Origin of the sequence: Novosphingobium capsulatum NBRC 12533 (genome assembly GCF_001598375.1) — a bacterium.
GTDB lineage: Bacteria > Pseudomonadota > Alphaproteobacteria > Sphingomonadales > Sphingomonadaceae > Novosphingobium > Novosphingobium capsulatum.
The window spans coordinates 1-20,090 of sequence record NZ_BCYV01000027.1; the positions used below are offsets into that span (position 1 = coordinate 1).

At 62.4% G+C, this 20,090-nt stretch carries 16 protein-coding genes and 1 pseudogene; 5 read left to right on the plus strand and 12 right to left on the minus strand.

Annotated elements, in window-relative coordinates:
- The 8 genes and pseudogenes from SCA01S_RS21945 to SCA01S_RS19490 form a co-directional block, all read right to left on the minus strand.
- A pseudogene (locus SCA01S_RS21945) lies at nt 1-802 on the minus strand (IS3 family transposase); the annotation flags it as partial.
- 61 nt (nt 803-863) lie between these two features.
- On the minus strand, nt 864-1,130 hold the full coding sequence (locus tag SCA01S_RS22395; RefSeq protein WP_157089054.1) for a hypothetical protein: 267 nt from the start codon (nt 1,128-1,130) through the stop codon (nt 864-866).
- Between the two features lie 84 nt (nt 1,131-1,214).
- Nucleotides 1,215-1,694, minus strand: coding sequence for a tetratricopeptide repeat protein (locus SCA01S_RS19470; RefSeq protein ID WP_062788350.1), 480 nt, complete (start codon nt 1,692-1,694; stop codon nt 1,215-1,217).
- A complete protein-coding gene (locus tag SCA01S_RS19475; RefSeq protein ID WP_245652797.1) occupies nt 1,691-2,860 on the minus strand; it encodes a calcium:cation antiporter family protein in 1,170 nt (389 codons plus the stop codon). Before SCA01S_RS19475 ends, SCA01S_RS19470 begins: the two co-directional genes overlap by 4 nt.
- Nucleotides 2,861-2,976: 116 nt before the next feature.
- Nucleotides 2,977-3,339, minus strand: coding sequence for a DUF190 domain-containing protein (locus tag SCA01S_RS21950; RefSeq protein WP_327196016.1), 363 nt, complete (start codon nt 3,337-3,339; stop codon nt 2,977-2,979).
- Nucleotides 3,340-3,351: 12 nt separating this feature from the next.
- Entirely contained in the window at nt 3,352-6,606 is a 3,255-nt protein-coding gene (locus tag SCA01S_RS19480; protein WP_062788353.1) for an efflux RND transporter permease subunit, read from the minus strand.
- Between the two features lie 3 nt (nt 6,607-6,609).
- Nucleotides 6,610-7,779 carry an efflux RND transporter periplasmic adaptor subunit gene (locus SCA01S_RS19485; RefSeq protein WP_062788355.1) on the minus strand — a complete coding sequence of 390 codons (1,170 nt, stop codon included), beginning with the start codon at nt 7,777-7,779 and terminating at the stop codon, nt 6,610-6,612.
- Complete coding sequence (locus SCA01S_RS19490) at nt 7,776-9,038, minus strand: TolC family protein (RefSeq protein ID WP_062788357.1); 1,263 nt, start codon at nt 9,036-9,038, stop codon at nt 7,776-7,778. The genes SCA01S_RS19485 and SCA01S_RS19490 overlap by 4 nt, the downstream gene beginning before the upstream one ends.
- A gap of 782 nt (nt 9,039-9,820) precedes the next feature.
- Here SCA01S_RS19490 and SCA01S_RS19495 point away from each other — a divergent pair.
- A complete protein-coding gene (locus tag SCA01S_RS19495) occupies nt 9,821-10,225 on the plus strand; it encodes a MerR family transcriptional regulator (protein WP_062788359.1) in 405 nt (134 codons plus the stop codon).
- A gap of 265 nt (nt 10,226-10,490) precedes the next feature.
- Nucleotides 10,491-11,036: an MAPEG family protein gene (locus tag SCA01S_RS19500; protein WP_157089055.1), complete on the plus strand. Its 546-nt coding sequence runs from the start codon at nt 10,491-10,493 to the stop codon at nt 11,034-11,036.
- A 91-nt stretch (nt 11,037-11,127) separates the two neighbouring features.
- Here the strand turns inward: SCA01S_RS19500 and SCA01S_RS19505 are convergent, their stop codons facing one another.
- The 3 genes from SCA01S_RS19505 to SCA01S_RS19515 all read right to left on the minus strand — a co-directional run bounded on the left by SCA01S_RS19505 (nt 11,128) and on the right by SCA01S_RS19515 (nt 14,870).
- On the minus strand, nt 11,128-12,279 hold the full coding sequence (locus SCA01S_RS19505; protein WP_245652799.1) for an aspartyl protease family protein: 1,152 nt from the start codon (nt 12,277-12,279) through the stop codon (nt 11,128-11,130).
- Nucleotides 12,280-12,358: 79 nt separating this feature from the next.
- Nucleotides 12,359-14,308, minus strand: coding sequence for an FTR1 family protein (locus SCA01S_RS19510; protein WP_412103072.1), 1,950 nt, complete (start codon nt 14,306-14,308; stop codon nt 12,359-12,361).
- Nucleotides 14,309-14,450: 142 nt separating this feature from the next.
- A complete protein-coding gene (locus SCA01S_RS19515; protein ID WP_062788362.1) occupies nt 14,451-14,870 on the minus strand; it encodes a MerR family transcriptional regulator in 420 nt (139 codons plus the stop codon).
- A gap of 67 nt (nt 14,871-14,937) precedes the next feature.
- Between SCA01S_RS19515 and SCA01S_RS19520 the strand changes: the two genes are divergently transcribed.
- From SCA01S_RS19520 to SCA01S_RS22885, 3 genes are all read left to right on the plus strand, one after another.
- Nucleotides 14,938-17,460 carry a heavy metal translocating P-type ATPase gene (locus tag SCA01S_RS19520; RefSeq protein WP_245652801.1) on the plus strand — a complete coding sequence of 841 codons (2,523 nt, stop codon included), beginning with the start codon at nt 14,938-14,940 and terminating at the stop codon, nt 17,458-17,460.
- 65 nt (nt 17,461-17,525) lie between these two features.
- Nucleotides 17,526-18,398 (plus strand): undecaprenyl-diphosphate phosphatase, encoded by an 873-nt coding sequence (locus SCA01S_RS19525; RefSeq protein WP_062788364.1) that lies wholly within the window; start codon nt 17,526-17,528, stop codon nt 18,396-18,398.
- Nucleotides 18,399-18,598: 200 nt separating this feature from the next.
- Nucleotides 18,599-19,015: a hypothetical protein gene (locus tag SCA01S_RS22885; protein ID WP_245652803.1), complete on the plus strand. Its 417-nt coding sequence runs from the start codon at nt 18,599-18,601 to the stop codon at nt 19,013-19,015.
- Between the two features lie 357 nt (nt 19,016-19,372).
- Here the strand turns inward: SCA01S_RS22885 and SCA01S_RS19535 are convergent, their stop codons facing one another.
- Entirely contained in the window at nt 19,373-20,089 is a 717-nt protein-coding gene (locus SCA01S_RS19535) for a hypothetical protein (protein WP_062788366.1), read from the minus strand.
- Between the last annotated feature and the right edge of the window lies 1 nt (nt 20,090).

Consider the following 20,090-nt stretch of genomic DNA (forward strand, 5'->3'; position numbering starts at 1 on the left):
CTGACGACCATGCCCGGCTTGCCACGTTCCGCGATGAGATCCGCCAGTTCCCGCACCAGCCTGCGGCCCGAGATCGAGGTATCCGGCACTGCCCGCAGGCATTCCCGGGTCACGTCATCGACGATGCTTAGCACCCTGAACCGACGCCCTGACGCGAGCTGATCGTGCACGAAGTCCAAGCTCCAGCGCTGGTTGGGCAACGCCAGAACCGGTGCCGGAGCACGTGCCCCAATGGCACGGCGCCGATTGCGTCGCCGTCTGACTGCCAGCTTCTCCTCGCGGTAGAGGCGCTGGGTCTTCTTGCGGTTGATCATGATACCCTCCCGCCGCAGCAGGATGTGCAGACGGCGATAGCCGAACCGCCGCCGCTGCTGAGCCAGCTCGCGCAGCTTCGACCGAACCTCGGCATCGTCATCCCGCCGCGACCGGTAGCGCATGCTCTTCCGGTCAGCGCCTATCACACGACACGCCCGCCGCTCGCTCATCCCCAGGAACGCCTGAAGACGCGCGACCGCCTCTCGCTTGGCAGCGGGCGTCACCAATTTTTTGACAGAAGATCCTTCAGACCGGCGTTGTCCAGCATGGCCTCGGCCAGCAGACGCTTCAGCTTGGCGTTCTCGTCCTCGAGCGCCCGCAGCCGCTTCGCTTCGGACACATCCAAGCCGCCATACTTGGCCTGCCAGTTGTAGATCGTCGCTTCCGACACACCGTGCCGCCGGGCCAGGTCAGCGGTCTTCGCACCCGCCTCCGCCTCCTTCAGCACGCCAATGATCTGCTCTTCCGTGAACCTCGCTCGCTTCATCTGTCCGTCCTTCCAATGGGCCAGACTCTAATCAAGCTTGGAGGAAAATCAGGGGGTCACGTCAGGAGGTATTTTCATCGTGCGACAGGAACGCAAGTGCTGCAGTCGCCAGATCGCGCGGGTTGACGTCTCCGCGACCAAATAGCCCCATGAGGATATGACGAAAATTCTCACCCTTCGGAACCACCTTGGTATGCCGAAGGCTCGTACCCAACAGCCGCCACAAAGCGGCGGCGTCGGGGCGAGATTCGACCGCTCGAGAGAGCGCCTCCAACCCAGCAACCCCTTCGCCGATCTGAAGGAAGGCGCGCCCCAAATTGGCCAGCACACTTGGCCGCAGCGAATGGCCCAGTCCAATTGCGCTCAGCGCTGCCCGAAAACTAGGCACCGCTGCCGCCGGCGCCCCAAGCTGCTACTGTAAAAGTCCGAGCTCGTGCAGTGCCGAGGGCAATACCGGTGCGAGTTTGAGCGCCTTTAGAAAATGCCGCTCCGCCTCGTCCCGGCGACCGAGCATGAGCAACGATTCCCCCGCCAGCGCGATCGCCTCGCCGAAATCGGGCTTCAGACTTGCAGCCCGCTGGAAGCAGGGCACGGCCAGCGCATATGCGTGGCTGCGGCGATAAGCTTCACCCAGATTAAAGTGGAGAAAGGGGCTTTTCGGCTCAGCGGCCACGGCGCGCCTGAAGAGGGGGATCGCCTCGTCAGGACGCTCGTCCTCCATCGTCGCGCTGGCGAGCAAATTGAGAGCCGTCCCATCGTCGGGTGCCAAGCTCAATGCTGAAAGAGCATGTTCCGACGCCTCGGACCATCTGGCGGCGTTGAAGTGATCAGCAGCTGAGTTCAACGCCTGGATAAAGAGGTGGCGACGCGGATTCTCCTTGGGCGGCTTCATTCGTCATCCTGTCGAGGCAGAGAAAGCGGATGGGTTTCTGGGTGGCCGGCCGATATGCCCACACGCAACAGGTGCCCAAATAACCTCGCATTGGCGATGAACATGACCCCTGCCAGCGCCAGATATGCCCAGGCAAACCCGGTCAGGGTGGCAATCGTGGCAGTCTCGTCGCCGAGGAAGCGTAGCGCCAGTCCAACCTGCACGAGGAACAGGATGGCGAGGGCGAAGGCTCCCCAGAGGCTGAGCCGGAGCCGCAAGAGCAACGCGATCCCGAACATCGATTGGGCGGCCGTCAGGAAAAATTCCTCATGCTGCCGCGCATCGAGCGGCAGCGCGGAAAGACTGCCCGCGCCGAGGCTCATCGCCAGTGGCAGCATGCCGACGAGCAACGTCCACTGGTTGATCTTGTCAGAGATCATCGTCGCGAGCCCGTTGGCAGCGCGGCCCGACAGAACGAACAGAATCGCGATCGTGACCGCGGGCGCTTCGCTCGCGAGCGGCGCGAGCCACTGGATGAGCAGGAACTCGTCGAATCCGAGCACGCGGCCCGAGTCCACCATCGCTTCGGCAAAGGGCTCCGCTGACACCAGGATCACCGCAGCGGCAACGATCGTGAGCGCGCACATGACGAGCCATTGCCGACCAAGGGAAAGCGTCGCCAGCGCCGCCGCAGGGCCAGGTTCGTCGTCTTCGTCCTCTTCGGCCTTCGGAAGCCGGCTGACGCGCCAGACATAAACGCCGAAGACGGCGACAAGCACCAACGTATCGAGCAGACCGATCTCCTCGCGCAGCAGGATTGTGAACGACCAGATGGATCCGATAAGCAGGAACGTGACTTCCGCGGCGTTGACCGGGGCAAGGTCGATTTGACGCTCCCGCGTGCGGAACCAGTGAATGAGAACGAGCGCAGGCCATGCCAAGCCCACGAGAAGGCGGTTCGCACCTGTCATGTTGGCGGCCGCATAATGGACATAGTTCGAGGCTGGGTTTTGGCCCGCGACATAGGCATAATAAAAATCGACTGCATATTCGGGCAGTACAGTGATCAGCGCGATAGCCGCGACGATGAGGCCCTGGCTGATCCGCTTCTCGGCCGCCTCGGCACCCCAAGAGAGCATGAACCCAGCAGCAAGAATCGCGCCACCGAACAGCAGCGCATCAAGCAAAGGGTCCGGTCGCCATCCCCCCAACCGTAGCGCTATCGCCGGAACCGTTATCGCGACCGCTATGCCAAGATAGACGGCAAACCTTCCGAGCGAGACTCGGGTGTGGACGGGGCTTGTCATTCTGGCCTCGTCAGCTCGGCGGTAGGTTTGGGTGTTCTTCGGATGGCGGCGCCTCGAACAGAATTTCGACGGCTTCGAGCGTCATCAGCCCGATGCCCGAGATGTCGGCGAGCGATGCTGCGAAAGCACGCAGGCGTACCTCCTTCGTCGATGATCTCGATGACAAGCGGCTGGTCTTCTTCCAGTAGAAGATGTCGATGCCGGTGGGGGCTGTGGCCGAAGCCGAACAGCGCCCGCACGACCGTCACACCCGCCAGATTCGCGACTTGCACGCGAGCCGCCACGACCTCGAATACCCTCTCATCTCCAAAATAGGCCGCCTCGTCGGTGTAAATGCGTAGTAACTTCATGTTCGCCATGGTTTCTCTCCGTCAGGGCCTGAGCTCAGCAGCAGCATCGGTGAGGCTGGATGGCCGTTTGCTCTTGCGGCGCGCCCAACCCTCTCCGAAGTCGAGCACGACCTTGGAGATTGCTGGGAGAACGAGCAGTGTCAGGATGGTGGCCGCAACCAGTCCGCCGATCACGACCGTAGCAAGCGGCTTTTGGACTTCGGCGCCCGTACCGTGCGCGAGCGCCATCGGCACGAAGCCGATCGCGGGCACGAACCCCGTCATCACAACCGCCCGCATCTTCTCCGCCATACCGTCGCGGATCGCCTCCGCGAGAGGTCTCCCCGCATCGAGTCGTTCGCGAATGGCCGTCATCACCACGAGCCCGTTCAGGACGGCTACGCCCGCAAGGCAAATGAACCCGACGGCGGCGGACACGGAGAATGCGATACCGGTGAGCGCTAGGGTGAAGACACCGCCTGCAAGACCCAGAGGCACCGCCATGAACACGGCTGCCGCACGGCCCAGCCCCCCCAACGCCATGTAGAGGAGCCCAAAAATCATGGCGAAGCAGATTGGCACAACAATCGACAGGCGCTTGGTCGCGTCCTGCAGGTTCTGGAATTGTCCGCCCCATTCGAGGTAATAGCCGGCCGGAAGCTTAACCTGCCCAACCTTCGCTTGCGCCTCAGCGACAAACGACCCTGCGTCACGACCTGCCAAGTTCGCCTGAATGACTACGCGGCGCTTGCCGTTCTCACGGTTGATCTGGTTCAATCCGTCTATAAACCGTATTTGCGCCACTGCAGAGAGCGGTACTGAACGACGCGGCTGCCCTTCCTGCTCGGGCAACATCACCGGCAGTGCGAGCACTTGATCGAGGGAGACCCTGGTCGCCTCGGGCACGCGGACGGTGATATCGAAACGCCGATCGCCTTCGAACAGCAGACCAGACTCACGCCCGCCGATCCCTGCTGCAACCGTGTCCGCAACTTCTTTAAGTGTAAGACCATAACGCGCGATTGCTGCGCGATCGAAGCGAATATCGAGCGTTGGCGCGCCCGTAACCTGGTCGGCTTTCACGCTAGCCGCACCAGGAATCGCTTGGAGGATCCGCACGATCTCGCCTGCGGTCCGCGACATCTTTTCCAGGTCATCGCCATAGAGCTTGATGGCCACATCACCGCGGACACCTGCGATCAACTCGTTGAAGCGGAGCTGAATCGGCTGGCTCGTTTCAAAAACATTCCCGAGCAGTCCACCCGTCTTTTGATTTATCCTGGCGATCACATCGGCTTTTGTTGTGCCGCGAGGCCATTCTTCAGTTGGCTTGAGGATTACATAGCCATCCGAAAAGTTCTGCGGCATGGGATCGGTCGCCACCTCCGCGGTGCCGGTTTTAGAAAACATCAATTCGACTTCTGGAACCTTGGTTACAGCTTCCTCCACCTTGCGCTGCATGAACAGCGACTGTTCAAGGCTGACCGAGGGCACGCGGGTTGAAGCGAACGCGAGGTTTTTTTCGTCAAGCTGCGGGATGAATTCGGAGCCTAGAAGCCCAAAGGCCGGAATCGCCGCCACAAAAAAGGCGAGCCCGCCGAGGATGAAGGGCCAGGGCCGCGCGATTGCTTTGTCGAGGAGCGGCAGGTAGCGATCTCTGGACTTGCGAATCAGCCACACCTCTTTTTCTGCCACTCGGCCGCGGATCAGGAGCGCGACAAGCGCTGGCACCAGCGTGATCGCGAGAATGAAGGCCGCAACGAGCGCAAGCATGATCGTGATGGCCATCGGCGAGAAGGTCTTCCCCTCGACGCCGGTGAACATCAGCAGCGGGGCAAAGGCGAGCAGGATGATAGCCTGGCCGAACACGGTCGGCTTGATCATCTCCTGGGAGGCGCGCATGGTCTCCTCGAGACGCTCGCGAAGGACGAGTAGCCGTCCCTCATGCTCCTGTCGATGCGCGAGCCGCGCGAGACAGTTCTCGATGATGATAACGGCACCATCGACAATCAGGCCGAAGTCGAGCGCCCCCAGGCTCATCAGGTTGCCGGGCACACCGAAGGCATTCATGCCCGTCGCCATCATCAGGAACGAGAAAGGTATCACGAGCACCGCGATCACAGCCGCACGCCAGTTCCCAAGAAGCAGGAACAACGCCGCTGCAACTAGGATCGCACCTTCGGTCAGGTTGCGCTGAACGGTTGAGACCGTGGCACTGACCAGCTTGGCGCGATCGAGCACTACCTGGACGTGAATGCCGGGCGGCAGCGTCTTACTCACCTGCTCCAGCTTGTCACCGACAGCTTGCGCGACGATGCGGCTGTTCTGGCCGATCAGCATCAACGTAGTGCCGACCACCGCCTCCTTGCCGTTCATGCTTGCTGCGCCGGTACGCAAATCGCCTCCGACTTCGACGTTGGCGATTTGGCCTGCAGTGATCGGAACACCACCACGTGTCGCTACCACGGCATTCCTGATCTCCTCGACCGAACGAATGCGAGCATCCGAGCGGACAAGATAGGCTTCGCCGCCACGGTTGAAGTAATTGGCGCCGATTGAAAGATTGGCCGCCTCCAGCGCTTCGCCCAGTTCGCTATAGGAGATGCCGTAGCTCGACAGCTTCACAGGGTCGGGCTCGACCACAAATGTTTTCGCGTAGCCGCCGATCGAGTCCACACCGGCGACGCCGGGCACCGTCCGAAGCTGCGGCCGGATGATCCAGTCCTGGACGGTCCGCAGATAGCCCGCTTTCTGGACGTCGGTGGTCAACCGCTCGCCCTCGGGCGTGAGGTAACTGCTGTCCGGCTGCCAGCCGGGCCGCCCCGTCACCTTCGTGGCACCCTTGCCGTCGGGATTTGTGTACCCAACCGTATACATGACGATCTCGCCGAGGCCGGTGGTTACCGGGCCGATCTGTGGCTGTACGCCGTTGGGAAGCGTATCGCGAGACTGGGTCAGGCGCTCCCCTACTTGCTGCCGCGCGAAATAGAGGTCTGTACCTTCCGAAAAGATAGCCGATACCTGGCTGAACCCGTTGCGGGATAGCGAACGGGTGGTCTGCAGGCCCGGGATACCAGCCAGCGCCGTCTCGATTGGATAGGTGACGAGCTTCTCCATTTCGACGGGGGAGAGCCTGGGATCGACAGTGTTGATCTGCACCTGTTTGTTGGTGATGTCGGGAACGGCATCGATCGGCAGCTTCAAAAGCTGCCAAAGACCGAGGCCAGCCACGGCAAGGAAGAGGAAAAGAACCGCCCAGCGTGCGCGGACGGAAAGTGCCATAAGATAGGCTATCATGAGTTATTCTTCCTCGCCTGCGCCTTTGCCGAGCTCGGCCTTGAGCAAGAAGGCCTGTCGCGTCGCGATCTGTTCGCCGGCAGAAAGCCCGCTAAGGATCTCGATGCGTCCCGCACTGCGGCTACCAAGTGTCACCGAGACGGCGCGAAAGCCTTGTTTCGTCCGCAAGAAGACCACGTCGCGACCCTCAAGCGACTGGACCGCTTCTTCGGGCACGACAATCGCAGTCGATCTTTCGCCCTGGCTCGGCTTAATCCTCACGCGGACGGCGAGACCTGGCTGGAGGGCGGTATCGGCCACATCCAGAACCGCGGTTGCTGCACGGGTCTCCCCGCTCAATGTCGGCGTCACCGCTCGGACACGAGCGCTGATGGCACGTCCGTCAGGCATCTCGACCACGGCGGCATCGCCAGCCGCGATCCGTGCCGCTTCTGCCGCACCGACCGCTGCCTCGATCTGCACCAAGCGCGGGTTGGCGACGCGAAACAGCTCTGTCTCCGGTTGCACAAAAGCCCCCAGGGCAATCGATGTCGCGGTCACTCGACCGGATATTGGACTGGCCACGATCACGCCGCGACCATCGCTCGTAATCCTGGCCGCGCTCGCCGCGACTTGTGCCCGGCGCGCTTCAGCCCCAGCGGCCGCAGCTTCGGCCTGAGCCTGCTCGAAATCGACACGAGCGGAGACCCTCTCCCTGTAGAGGTATTGCTCGCGAGCGAGCGCCTTCTGCGCAAGAACCGCTTTCGCGTTGGCCGACGTACGCTCCGCGGCAATCTGCGCGGCATCTCGGCTTTCGACGATCGCGAGGGTTTCGCCGGCGCCGATCGAGTCGCCGAGCCGCTTGAAAACGCGGGTCACAGCGCCGCCTGCGCGCGCCGTCACTACGGCCTCGCCGCCGGGTCGGGCGGTCACGGTGGCCTGCGCGACGATCTCCGCGCCGAGCCCCCCTGCGCTGGTTGTCTCAGTGGTAATGCCTGCGTTCTTAATGGCCTCGAGCGTCATGGCGACGCTGTCGCCGCCTCCTTCCGCATGCTCTTCGCTTTCGCCTTTCTCGGCCTTTTGTGCAGCCGGGGCGGGATCCGTTGTAAGGCGGGCAAGCGTGAACCCCCCGATGCCGGCAAGAAGTGCGGCTCCCGCCACACCACCAACCAGGCGCTTGTCTTTGAGTGTCATTCTGAGTCTCCGGAAAACTGGGGCGCCGGTGCCGTCAGCCGCGCCAGGCGGGCGTCGGCATCATGAAAGGCTGCGAGCGCATCGATGGCGGCAGATCGCGTCTCGGCGAGCGTGCGTTCGGCTTCCAGCAAGATAAGTTGATCGAACTTACCCTGGCGGTAACCAATGCGGGCGATGCGAGCCGCTTCGTTGGCAGCCTCGAGCGCAGGCGCCGAGGCCCGCACACTGGCTGCCGCATTGTCACGATCCCGCTGTACGTTGCTGATCTCTTGCTCGGTTTCGAGCCGGGCTGCCCGCTGCTGCGCGTCGGCCTGGTCACGTTCCGCACGAGCCTGGGCGATCGAAGCGCGTCCATTGTTAAAAAGCGGTAATGGGATAGAGACGCCTACGACCGCCGCAGTATCATTGGTGGCCGACAAGCGCTTTGCGCCCGCGATCACCGTGAGATCAGGCACACGCTGGCTACGTGCGAGCCGCACATTGGCGTCGGCGATACGAAAGTCGGCGCGAGCGGCCGCAAATGCTAGCGTGCCCTCCACGCGGACGGTTGCGTCGGGCCCATAGCCACCGACGCGATCGAACCATGCCTGATCAAGTGCGCCGTTGATCGGATCTCCGACCAGGAGCTGTAGATTCTGGCGTGCGACGCGCTCAGCGCGCTCAGCGCGCTGCACTTCGGTTAAGGTATTGATCTGTTGCACGGAGGCGCGCTGTTCGTCGATGGGCGAGACAGCGCCGACCATCACCCGGTCTCGTGCGACGCGCAACGCCTCATTGGCGATGCGAAGCTGATCTCGCGCGATTGTTACTCGACGCTCGGCCGCGACAGCCTCGAGGTAGGATTGTGTTACGCGTAGCCGTACATCGGCAAGTGCGATGGCGGCGTCGAGACGTGCCCGGTATGTCCGTGCGTCCGCGACGCCGACCCGCGCTCCGCGCTTCCCACCCAGCTCGATCGGCATTTCAAACCTGACGGTGGTTTCGGCCTCGTTGAAGCCGCGATAAGGGCCGGTGCCCACCACATTTTCGCTTTCCGCTGAGACCGAAGGATTTGGCCGCAGCCCCGCGACCGTCCGGGCTGCCTCGGCCGCCCGCACCCCTGCTCCCGCCGCTTGGGCGGAAGGCGACGATGATCCCGCGCGGGCTAGTGCTTCGTCCAGCGTAATGACGTCTTGCGCAGCTGTCGGGGGCGACGTCTGCGCCTCAGCGAGGCTTGCGTAGGACACAGCGGCCAATAGCGCCGCGATAACTCGATGCATGAAAGATACTCCAGACTATCCAGACAAATGGTTGCGGATACGGGCCGCAAAGGGGTCGGATGGCCAGGCCTGGGGAGGCCGGAGCGCAGGGGCGCTGCACACACTCGCGCGCATGGAGGTTCGCATCACAACTCTCGCAGCCGCATTGCTCTCAGGGGCTGCTTCCGAGGGTTGCAAGACAATCGCTGTTGCGTAGTGGGCGTGGCACGCGCAGTGACGATAGGGACAAAATTTCCCTTTATCCGATGGCACCCCGTCAGCGCCGCCGCTCAGATAAGCGGCCTGACCGTCGATGCTACCGTCAACGGCAATAGAAACCGTGGGCCCGAGCGCATACGCTGCCGGCGCCGCTGCAATGGACAAGATGAGCGCCAAAAAACCGAGCAGAACGACTAGGCGCGGAATGCCGAGAGGAGGCCTCAGCCGCCCCTCAGCCGCATCAGACCGGGCCTGTTGCCGAACATCTAGACGAGCTCGGAAACATTTGGTGCGGACCCTATCCAATTCCGGGTAGATGGTCGCGAAACGGCTCGCCGCTATCCCACAGGAGATCAGGTCGTTCCCATGCGCAGCCGCAACGCCTCGGACATAGACAGTCATGCCATACCCACGACCATCTCGGTCGCGAACGCGATCCAGAGCACACGCCGCCAGTGTTGAACGTAGGCCGTGTCTACCTTCGCTGATGCGCGGCTGCTGCAGGTCATTGCGTTATCCCCGAACGAATCGACGACCGGCGTTATGCAGTCTATAGCTGCTATAGGGTCAAGCGAGAATTTCGAATGCAGATTGGTGAGCTGGCACGAACGACATCAACCAAGGTCGAGACAATTCGCTTTTACGAGAAGATTGGTCTGCTCCCGAAGCCGTCACGCACCTCGGGCAATTACCGAGACTACGGATCTGACCATTTGGCTCGTCTTTCTTTCGTGAGGCGCGCACGCGGCCTCGGCTTTAGGCTAGACCAGGTGCGCGAGCTCCTTCCCCTCTCTGACGATCAGAATCGTTCGTGCAGTGCGGTTGACATAGTCGCACGGGCGCATCTCGCACGGATCGACCAGAAAATCGCCGACCTTCGCGTGCTGCGCTACGAACTCGACGAGTTGATCAGCCATTGCCGCAAAGGCGCTATTTCGGACTGCCGGATCATCGAGGCGTTGGGACCACCCAACGAAGCGGGCTATTGACCCTCTAGACGCTAGAGGGTGCAGAACGTTTTTTCGCGACTCGCCGCGGAGATCATGATGACCGGCTGCAGATGTAAGCCGGACACGTTACGAGCAGGCGCCGACGCCTATCGGTACGCGCGACCGCGCTGCAGCTCGCTCGCGAACCTCGTTCGCAGTGTTTATAAGCATTGCCACCTAGCGCGCATTCAATGCAGTTCTGGCCGAAACGGAAATGAGGTGCTCAGCGTCGCGGTGGATCGGCCGGACCAATATGGGGCTAGCGATGAACCTGAAAGCAGAACAACGGCAGATCCGGAAACAGTCCACACAGGCCTTTCTTCTATGCGCCGCGATTACGGTAGGGTGCGTCCTCTTCCTGCCAAAGTTGGTCACCTTCCCATCGGAGGTCGGCGCACGGCTGGCATTCGCGATCCAGACGAGCGCCGTTCATTTTGCCATCGTCATTGTTGCAGTTCGGCTGGTGTCAAGCGGGCGCTATCGGTCGGCCGCCGACATCGGCGGAGCGGCGAAGGGACCGCGGAGCCCTGAACTCGCGGTCAAGGTTGCCTTCCTCCAGAATACGCTGGAGCAGGCTTTTGTCGGCGTCGGCGCACATCTGCTACTGGCCTCGGTTGCAGGCGGTCGCTGGCTGGCACTGCTGATCGCGTCCGACGTGCTGTTCGCAATTGGCAGGCTCAGCTTCTACCGCTGCTATAGCTATGGTGCCGGCGCCCGGGCCTTCGGCATGGCGACGACCGCGCTCGCGTCGTTGGCTTGTTATCTGGCCACCTTTGCGCTGTTCATCGGCCGGCTATTCGGAGGGGGATGAGCAGAGTGGCGGCTGCACTGTCAGAAGTCATTCATCGGCATGAGTACGATGATCTCCCCGACTCTGCATCCCAGGACACACGATACTTGCCCTAAAAGTAATCGGCAAGTCGGAGCTCGCGCATGCGTCCGGCCTGGTCTTGCAACTTCACGAGGGTTCCTGGGGGCATGAAGCGCCACCGCCAATGTTGGCCACGGATATAAGATGCGTCGATACGACGACCATTGATGGCCAGGATGCGATCTCCTACTCGCCAGCCATCGCTCGCGGCGGGGCTGTTGGCCGCGACATGGACGATGGACAGTTCATTGTCGCCCGATGCGAGTCCAAAGCCGCTGTGATCCTCCAGCATCGGCAGTCCGCGCCGCGCCGGGCGCAACCATATCTGCCCCGCAGAAACATCAAGCACGACATCGAACTGCGAGATCAAAGGAAACCCGATGCTGCCAAGGGCACTTTTGGAAAGCCAGTCTGACGGAGCCAGGGTCGGCACAGAACGGACCGGGAATCCGCCCAGCTTGACGTCGTTCGCCATGAAGGCAGCAGCCAGCCTAATACCATCCACTCCTCCGATCGCCGCTGTCGATTGTCTGATACCTTTGAGAAGTTGGTGATCGTCAACATAAGTTCGGGCCAGCATCAACGCGGTCGAGCTCCCCAAGTCGAAGACCATGGGCGTATTCGGAAGCCCCGCGACGGAAGCAGCCACAAGCAACTCGCGATTCGAACCGTGCGCAACGGAAATACTCCGCCAACCCCGCCCGCCGGCAAAGGCGCCACTGTCACCGATTGAAACTTGGCTGCTTTCAAAATCCAGAGCTACGCAAAGCCCAGCAAGCACATCCTCCCCGAGCACCACATCGACCGGTCGGCCGAGCGCGGACGATACCGCTTTCAGGTCGGCTATGACGACAAAGGGCAAATGGCGTTGCTGTCCGGCAAGCACGAACTCGACGTTGCGCGCGAGCTGAACGCTTGCCCGACCGCCAATTCCACGAATCGTCGTCTGTTCGGTCGAGGAGAGGCCAAGTCTCGCAGCCAATGACGAGCTGACGATCGAGGCCGCGCTACCGCTGTCGAGGATGGCATCAACCGAGATACCCGCGACATCGGTCGGGAGTACAATCGTGTCGCCTGTGATCAGTGTGAAAGATTGCCAACGAGGCGGTTTGGCAAACCCGCTCCAATCGGAAACCAGGGCCGCCGCTGCCGCGAAGGCAGGCTGAAACGGCGAGATGGCCACGGCAGATCCGCAACCTACAAGCGCGCCCGTGATCTCCCGCCGGGAAATCATACCTCGTCCGAACACCATCTCGTGGACATCAGTTCGTCTCCACCGCAGCACGGCGATGGTTGAACATGAAACCGGCAACGAGCGCTGCGAGCATCAGAAGTTGAGCTCCGATCGACTGCATCGTCGGGAAAATGCCGAGCATTGAAAGCCGCGGCGCAGTCGCCAGAGGTGCGATGTCGATGATACCGGCCTCCTGCAACGCCGCCACGCCCTTGCCGGCGAGCACCACGGTTAGGATCGCCATGAGCCACGCGCTGTAGGCGAAGAACTTGGCGATCGGCAGATCGCGGCTATAGCGGAGCATGGCCCAGGCGATGACTCCAAGGAGTAGCACCGCCGAGCCCGCCCCTGCCAGCATCATACTGCCATTGCCGTGGGTCCAGAGCGCTGCATAGAACAATATGGACTCGAATACCTCGCGATAGACCACGACGAAGGCGAGGCCAAACAGAAACCAGACGGATTGCCGCGACAACGCGCGCGACATCTTCTCGCGGATGTAGCGCTGCCACTGGTCCGCCTGCGCCTTGCCATGCATCCAGATTCCCACGGAGAGCAGGACCACAGCCGCGAACAGCGACCCGTACCCTTCGGTCAACTCGCGGCTCGCGCCGCTGATTCCGATCGCATAGGTCGCGATTACCCAAGTCAGGGCACCCGCCGCCAGCGCGCCGATCCAGCCGGCGTGGACATAGGGCAACACCTCGGGTCGCTCGGCCTTGCGCAGGAAGGCAATCATCGCGACGACGATCAGCAGCGCTTCAAGGCCCTCGCGCAACAGGATGGTGAGGGCGCCGACGAAGGTCGACGCGCTGCTCGCGGCGTCCGGAGACAGTGCGGCCTCCGCGTCATCGAACAGGCCGTCGAGCACCTGAACACGCGTCGCCACCTCGTCGGCCGGACGGCCTTGCTGAAGCGACGCGCGAAACTCGCCCATGGCGCGCTCGATATGCCCCATAAGCGTTGCATCGCGCGCCGTCAGCATGGGCTCAAGCGGCTCAAACCCGTCGAGATAGGCCGACAACGCCAACTCCTGCGCCGCATGACGGTCGCCCGCGCGATAGGCCGCGAGGCTCTGTCCAAGCTTCGCACGCGCCACGTCGAGCGAGCCGGGGGCTTGCTGTACCACGGCTTCGGGGTGGCGGCGCAGATAGCCTATGACCGCATCGGCCTGCTCGGCCCCAATACTCTTGGCGAGGGTTTCCGGGGTCAGCCCGGCCAATGCCGTCAGATCGGGAATCCGCTGGCGAAGGCCAGGATCGGCTTTCCAAAGTCGTTCGCCTTCCTTGGCAGCGGCATCGGAAAAGGCAAAATACCCCGCATAGAAGGCGAGTGCCCATCGATCATCGGTCGACAGCGACGAGAAGCTCTGCATCGCGGTGCCGTCGATGCCCTGGTCGATCACCTGATACAGCGCGAAGGGGCTGCGCTGGCGGGCGCGGACGACATCGGTGAACGCGATCGGCGGGGTGGCGAGCTTGGCGGCGTTCGGGCCATGGCCATCGCCAGCAGCACCGTGACAGCTCGCGCAGTTCTGGGTGAAGAGCGTCGCGCCACGGGCGAAATCGGGTGCCTTGGCCGGAGCAAGCGGGACCGGATAGGCTTTCAGCAGATCGGCGGCGAGACCATGGGCAAGATCGGCAACCTGGCTCGGCGCGCCCTTGGCGGCAACGACCGCCTGAAGCCGTGTCGCACCCTCGATGAGCCTGGCGCGTGCGGGTGTTGGCGGCAGCGTTGCGAGGCGCGCAGAGACTGACGCCGCGAACTCGCTCATTTCGGCATATTCGGACGCACTCTTGATCTTGCCGCCGGAGACCGCGCCCCCATAGTCGACCGCCATATAGTCGAGAAGCCGCCATGCGGTCTGGACGTCGGCCGTTTCGGCATGGGCAATAGCGCTGGTACCCAGCGTACAGGCCACGGCACCAAGCACCGCCAGCACGCGGAGTACCCATCGGTGGAGTGCCGGCGCTTGCAGGCGAATCGGCAAAAGGCAGAGGCGGGTCGGGGACGTAAACATCCGCCTCCTTTAGACCCTCTAGCAGCTAGAGGGTCAAGAAGTTTTGCGACTCGTTTGCATTAGCTGCTGCGTGCGGACGGCATTGTGGACACCAACTCCTCTAACTGAAGGCTGTAGAATCCGGCGCCAGGGTTTCGATGATGCGGCACTCGGAAATGGTGCCCTGCCCGCACTGAACGATCACGCTGCTTAATTCAGACCTGAGAGTATTCAGATCCCGAAGCTTTCGGTCGATCTCAGCGAGATGTTCGCGTGCGATCGTGTCCACGGCCTTGCACGAGATATCCTTCTGATCGGCGAGCTTGAGAAGTTCCTGAACCTGATCGATCGAGAAGCCCAGCGCGCGTGCCCGGCGGATGAAGCTGAGCCTCGCGAGATGCTGCGCGGTGTAGGCCCGATAATTGTTGTTTGTCCGCGCCGGCGGGGCAAGCAGGCCGACGCTTTCGTAATAGCGGATTGTCTCGACCTTCGTTCCGGTCGCTTTCGCGAGCTTTCCGATGCTGAGTGGCTCGACGGACATATCGGTTGACCCTCTAGTGACTTCAGACTTTATAGAGGGTGTCATGTCGAAGAGTCGAGGTGACGATATGATCAAGCAGACCGACGCACGCGCTATCGCGACGGGCCGCTGGTGGCGCTTCAAGGTCCACGGGCTCGACTGCCAGAATGAGGTTCGGCTTCTCAAGGAAGTCCTCGTCCCGCTTGTCGGGGAAGAGGAGCTTTTGTCGTTCCAGCCGAAGCGTGGCCTCCTCGATGTCGATGTCGAGGCCGGCATCGGAGTGGAGGCGGTAATCGCGGCCGTATCGACCACCGGGATGACAGCGGAATTGCAAATCACGAATGCGTTCGCGGAGGATAAAGCAGATGCCGGCGGTTGCAGCGGCTGCTCGGGCGAACCGACGCCTCTCGAACAGATGCTTCCCGGCCGTCCGGATAGCGTCATCTTCAAAATCCACGGCATGGACTGCGGTGACGAAGTCGCGGTTCTCAAGCGCGAAGTCGGGCCAGTCGTCGGGTTGGGAAACCTGTCGTTCGATCTCATCAATGGCCGCATGTCGGTCGCGGGTGCTTCCGACGCTGTGCATCACGCCGAAATATTGAAGGCGGTTGAGCGCACCGGTATGCGCGCCGAACTCTGGAAAGAAGGCGAGAACAGTGCCGGTGCGCAAGCCGAGCAGCGTCGGCGCCGCATCCAGGCCGCGCTGACGATCGCGAGCGGCGTGTTGGTCGTTGCAGGCTTTGCGATCCATGTCGGCGCGAGCGGTCTCGCCGCGGTGTTGCACGAGAGTCTGGGGCGTGAGGCCCATCCCCCGCTCCTCGCCATGCTCGCCTATTCCCTGGCGATCCTGTCAGCAGTTCGGTACGTCGCCCCCAAGGCGATCCTCGCGGCGCGCCGGCTCCGGCCGGACATGAACTTGCTCATGATCGTCGCGGTGGCGGGCGCCCTCGGCATTGGGCAATGGTTCGAAGCGGCGACCGTGGCGTTCTTCTTCGCCCTCGCACTCGCTCTTGAGGCATGGAGCCTTGGACGTGCCCGTCGTGCCGTCGCGGCGCTCATGGACATCGCGCCTGACTCTGCCCGGATACGGGATGCCGCAGGCGTCGAGAAGAATGTGCCGGTCGCTGACGTCGCTGTCGGCACGCAAGTGATCGTTCCGCCCGGCGGAAAGATTCCGCTCGATGGGCGCGTCGTTGCGGGGACGAGCGCGGTCGATCAGGCGCCAATTACAGGCGAAAGCGTACCCGTCACCGTAGCGCAAGGCGCAACGGTCTTCGCCGGGACCATCAATGGGATGGGTGCGATCGAGATCATAACGACCAGGCCGGCCTCCGACACGACGCTCGCCCGTATCGTGCGCATGGTTGATGAAGCGCAGAGCAAGCGTGCGCCGACCGAACAGTGGGTGGAGCACTTCGCACGGATCTACACGCCGGTCGTGATGGCGCTTGCGCTGGCGGTATTCCTCGTGCCGCCGCTTCTGCTCGGGGGTAGTTGGGCCACCTGGTTTTATCAAGCACTGGTGTTGCTTGTCATCGCCTGCCCCTGCGCCCTCGTCATCTCGACCCCCGTCAGCATCGTTGCGGGGCTGACCGGCGCGGCCCGGCAGGGCGTGTTGGTCAAGGGCGGCGTTCATCTCGAAACGCCCGCTCGCATCACCGCGATCGCCATGGATAAGACGGGCACGCTCACGCGTGGACGTCCCAAGGTGCTCGAACTGATCCCGCTTGGCGGCCGGGACGAACTTGAGCTGCTGGCGGTTGCGGCTGCTATCGAAGCGCGAAGCGAGCACCCTATTGCGCGTGCGATCCTCGATGCCGCAGCGGAACGCGGCGTTGACGTGGTTCCCGCAAAGTCCGTGACGGCGTTGCCCGGCAAAGGCGTCGTTGGCGCGATCGATGGCCGCGAGGTCTGGGTCGGATCCCCGGGCTATCTTGGAGAACGGCTTGGGAACGCAGCCGATGATGCGCTTGCCGTCCAATTGCATCGCATAGCCGTGGCTGGACTGACCGGGATCATTGTCGGTGAGGCGGAGTCAGTCATCGGATTGATTGCAGTCGGCGACGCGATGCGCCCCGAGGCTAGGCAGATCGTCGAGCAACTGCATAAGCTCGGTATCGCGCAGATCGTCATGCTGACCGGAGACGGTCGTGCGCCTGCCGAGGCCATCGCGCGCGATACCGGCGTGGATGAGGTTCACGCCGAGCTGCTTCCCGAACAGAAGGTCGAGGCGATTGAAAGGCTGGTAGCGCAGCACGGCCTCGTCGCCATGGTCGGTGACGGCGTCAATGATGCGCCGGCAATGGCGCGCGCCGGTCTGGGCATCGCCATGGGCGCGATTGGCAGCGATGCGGCGATCGAGACGGCGGATATCGCGCTGATGCAGGACGATCTCTCTCGCCTGCCGTGGCTCATTCGGCATTCGAGGGCGACGCTCACCGTCATCCGGCAGAACATCGGCTTCTCGCTGGCAATAAAGCTCGTTTTTGCTGGCCTGACGCTGCTTGGCAGGGCGTCGCTTTGGGGCGCGATCGCGGCGGATGTCGGCGCATCCCTCCTGGTCGTGCTCAATGGTATGCGTCTTGTCGGTAGCGACCAGCAGGTTCGATAATTCGGTTACCCAGGCAGCGAAGCAACGATCTACGCTCACCCACCACCCAAAAGGACTGCGCTGATATGACCGGACAATGTGCCGCAGGCGTCGACACGGGTTTCGTGACACTTGGCTATGCCAAGGTCGCCATATTGGGCGTGGTGCAAGGTATCACCGAACTTCTGCCGATTTCGTCGACGGCTCATATGCGCGTCGTGCCGGCCCTCTTGGGCTGGCGAGATCCAGGCTCGGCATTTTCGGCCGCGATGCAGCTCGCCGCGCTCGCCGCCGTGATCAGCTATTTCTGGCAGGACGTTCGCCGCCTGGTGGTAGGTTCCGTGTCGGCCATCGGCCATCGACAGTTCGCCGATCCCAATCTCCGTTTGGCGATCTGGATCGCTCTCGCGACAGTCCCGATCGTGCTGGCGGGTGCTCTACTGTCGAACAGCCTCAATACATGCAACTCGCCCTTTCGCGCCCTGCCCGTGATTGGCTGGGCCTGCATCGCGATGGCGGCGCTGATGGGGCTCAGCGAAATTCTGGCGCGCCACAGCCGCAGCGTTGAGACGGCATCGTTGGTTGACGCGCTGCTCGTCGGACTCGCGCAGGCCGGCGCCCTCATTCCCGGCGTATCGCGCTCCGGATCAACGCTGACCGCCGCGCTCGCGCTCGGATTCAAGCGGGAGGAAGCAGCCCGCTTCTCATTCCTGTTGGGCATTCCGGCTATCGCTCTCGCGGGATCGAAGGAATTGTGGGAGCTGCACAAAGCCCATCTCGATATGCATGGCTGGTCCGTTTTGGCGGTCGGCTTGGTTGTTGCGTCCGTTTCTGCGTTCGCGGCGATCTGGGCGCTGATGCGCGTCCTTGAGCGGTTCTCCGCCTGGCCGTTCGTCATCTATCGGGGAATGCTGGGCGTTTTTCTGCTCGTTGCGACCGCCAACGCCTGGCTCATTTGAATCGGGCGGCTTCGACGGGCGGCGTCAGAGGCGGCCCTAGCTGTGTTCAGCCCATCCGCCGACCAAAATTACGAGCTCGCGACCTCTTCAATACTAGCTGAGTCAGGAAACAAGCCTTGCGCACCCCCATGCCCCGCCAATCGCAAGGCTCTTCTAAATAGCTCATGGCACATCGAGTTACCGGTGCATAAGAACGCGATATGTCGATGCTCGATGTTCAACTTCGCCGCGCCGTGCGCTTGGTTGCGCTGTTCAATCTCGCCTATTTCGGGATCGAGTTTGCGGTGGCGACCGCGATCGGGTCGGTATCGCTGTTCGCCGACAGCGTCGATTTTCTCGAGGACGCGGCTGTCAATTTCCTGATCTTCGCGGCGCTGGGCTGGAGCATGCGCAGGCGAGCCAAGGTTGGAAAGATCCTGTCGTTGATCCTGCTGGCCCCCGCACTCGCGCTGCTCTGGACGCTCTGGCATAAATTCAACGCGCCAACGCCACCCGCGCCGGTCCCGCTGTCGCTGACCGACCAGAATACCGTCTTGTCCACCCGTCTTCGCCCCCGCTTGTCGCAGCCTGCTCTTAGCCCACTTTATAGAAAGGGTGCTACTCCGCTTATGCGATAACTGTATTATCGCAATAAGCGTTTTCTCGATCTAGCACCATGGAGTGCCGTCAGCAGTCGACCAATCATTGTCATTCAAAGCCGGTTTCCGACTTCCCAAATGCGGACATGTTTTCCCGCTTGCTTCCGGGTCGCCCAATGTCAGAAAAGTCGGACGTTTGGGACTGTCCGGATTTACTCGCCAAGATGGAGAAGCGGTCTTTGATCTTGGCCCTGATCCGCTCATGCCAGTGCTACGTCCCAGCAAGGGAATGGGCGATCATTCGCGAAGGCGTTTGCCGAACCCGATCTTCGAGGACTTTCGGTTCCCTGGCCGACGCCACGTCACGACTTCGCCGGCCCGGTCGGGAATCGCGTTCTACATCTCGATCCAGAGATGATCGATCTGGATCGGAGACAGGCCGGCGAGTCGTTGATGATGGGATCGCAGGAACGCCAGGCGCTGCGCTGCATCGTGGCCTAGCAGCGCCAACTTATCCGTGACCGACCAGTTTTCCACTGTGTCGCCTACGATCGCATCAACCCAGCTATCGAGCTGCTGTTTCCAATGCGGGATGTCGTTGACCTGGACATAGCCGATCATCGCGGCACGGCTATGGCTGCCACCGTGGTGCCCAGCCTTAAAGCGCTGAATCCCACCCGTCGAACTGAACCGGCTGATCAGGTACTCGCGTTCGTCGCGATCCGCCGCTGCGGGCGTGGGCAGGCGCTTGCATTCGATCGGGAGCAAGGTGCGATACTCGGTGTATTCGCGCCCTTCGATCCAGATGATGGCTCCGCTCGGGGCGACGGCAAGGTCGATCGCGCGGCGGCCATCAGCTTCATCAGGCTCCTCGCGCTTGAACTGGATGAAATCCCAGCCTGGCGCGTGGCGAGAGAGACTATTCAGCCGCGAGCAGAGCTGCGCCGTCAGCTTGGTCTCGCCGGTCGCCGCTTCGCGCGCCGGATCATCGCGCCAGCCCGCCAGCGCACCGCCGATGAAACCGACCAGCGCCGACAGCCATTCTCCGGGCTGATGGATACCGACACTCAGCGCTCCCGCCGGTCTACCGCGTTCGCCTTCGTCCGCCAGCACC

Excerpts from the sequence above, each read along its gene's own strand:
- SCA01S_RS19515 (WP_062788362.1), bottom strand. The coding sequence starts at position 14,870 with ATGTCCGTCGAGCCACTCAGCATCGGAAAGCTCGCGAAAGCGACCGGA.
- SCA01S_RS22885 (WP_245652803.1), top strand. The coding sequence starts at position 18,599 with ATGTCGATGCTCGATGTTCAACTTCGCCGCGCCGTGCGCTTGGTTGCG.
- SCA01S_RS19480 (WP_062788353.1), bottom strand. The coding sequence starts at position 6,606 with ATGATAGCCTATCTTATGGCACTTTCCGTCCGCGCACGCTGGGCGGTT.
- SCA01S_RS19495 (WP_062788359.1), top strand. The coding sequence starts at position 9,821 with ATGCAGATTGGTGAGCTGGCACGAACGACATCAACCAAGGTCGAGACA.
- SCA01S_RS19525 (WP_062788364.1), top strand. The coding sequence starts at position 17,526 with ATGACCGGACAATGTGCCGCAGGCGTCGACACGGGTTTCGTGACACTT.
- SCA01S_RS19520 (WP_245652801.1), top strand. The coding sequence starts at position 14,938 with ATGATCAAGCAGACCGACGCACGCGCTATCGCGACGGGCCGCTGGTGG.
- SCA01S_RS19470 (WP_062788350.1), bottom strand. The coding sequence starts at position 1,694 with ATGAAGCCGCCCAAGGAGAATCCGCGTCGCCACCTCTTTATCCAGGCG.
- SCA01S_RS19490 (WP_062788357.1), bottom strand. The coding sequence starts at position 9,038 with ATGCATCGAGTTATCGCGGCGCTATTGGCCGCTGTGTCCTACGCAAGC.
- SCA01S_RS19485 (WP_062788355.1), bottom strand. The coding sequence starts at position 7,779 with ATGACACTCAAAGACAAGCGCCTGGTTGGTGGTGTGGCGGGAGCCGCA.
- SCA01S_RS19500 (WP_157089055.1), top strand. The coding sequence starts at position 10,491 with ATGAACCTGAAAGCAGAACAACGGCAGATCCGGAAACAGTCCACACAG.
- SCA01S_RS21950 (WP_327196016.1), bottom strand. The coding sequence starts at position 3,339 with ATGGCGAACATGAAGTTACTACGCATTTACACCGACGAGGCGGCCTAT.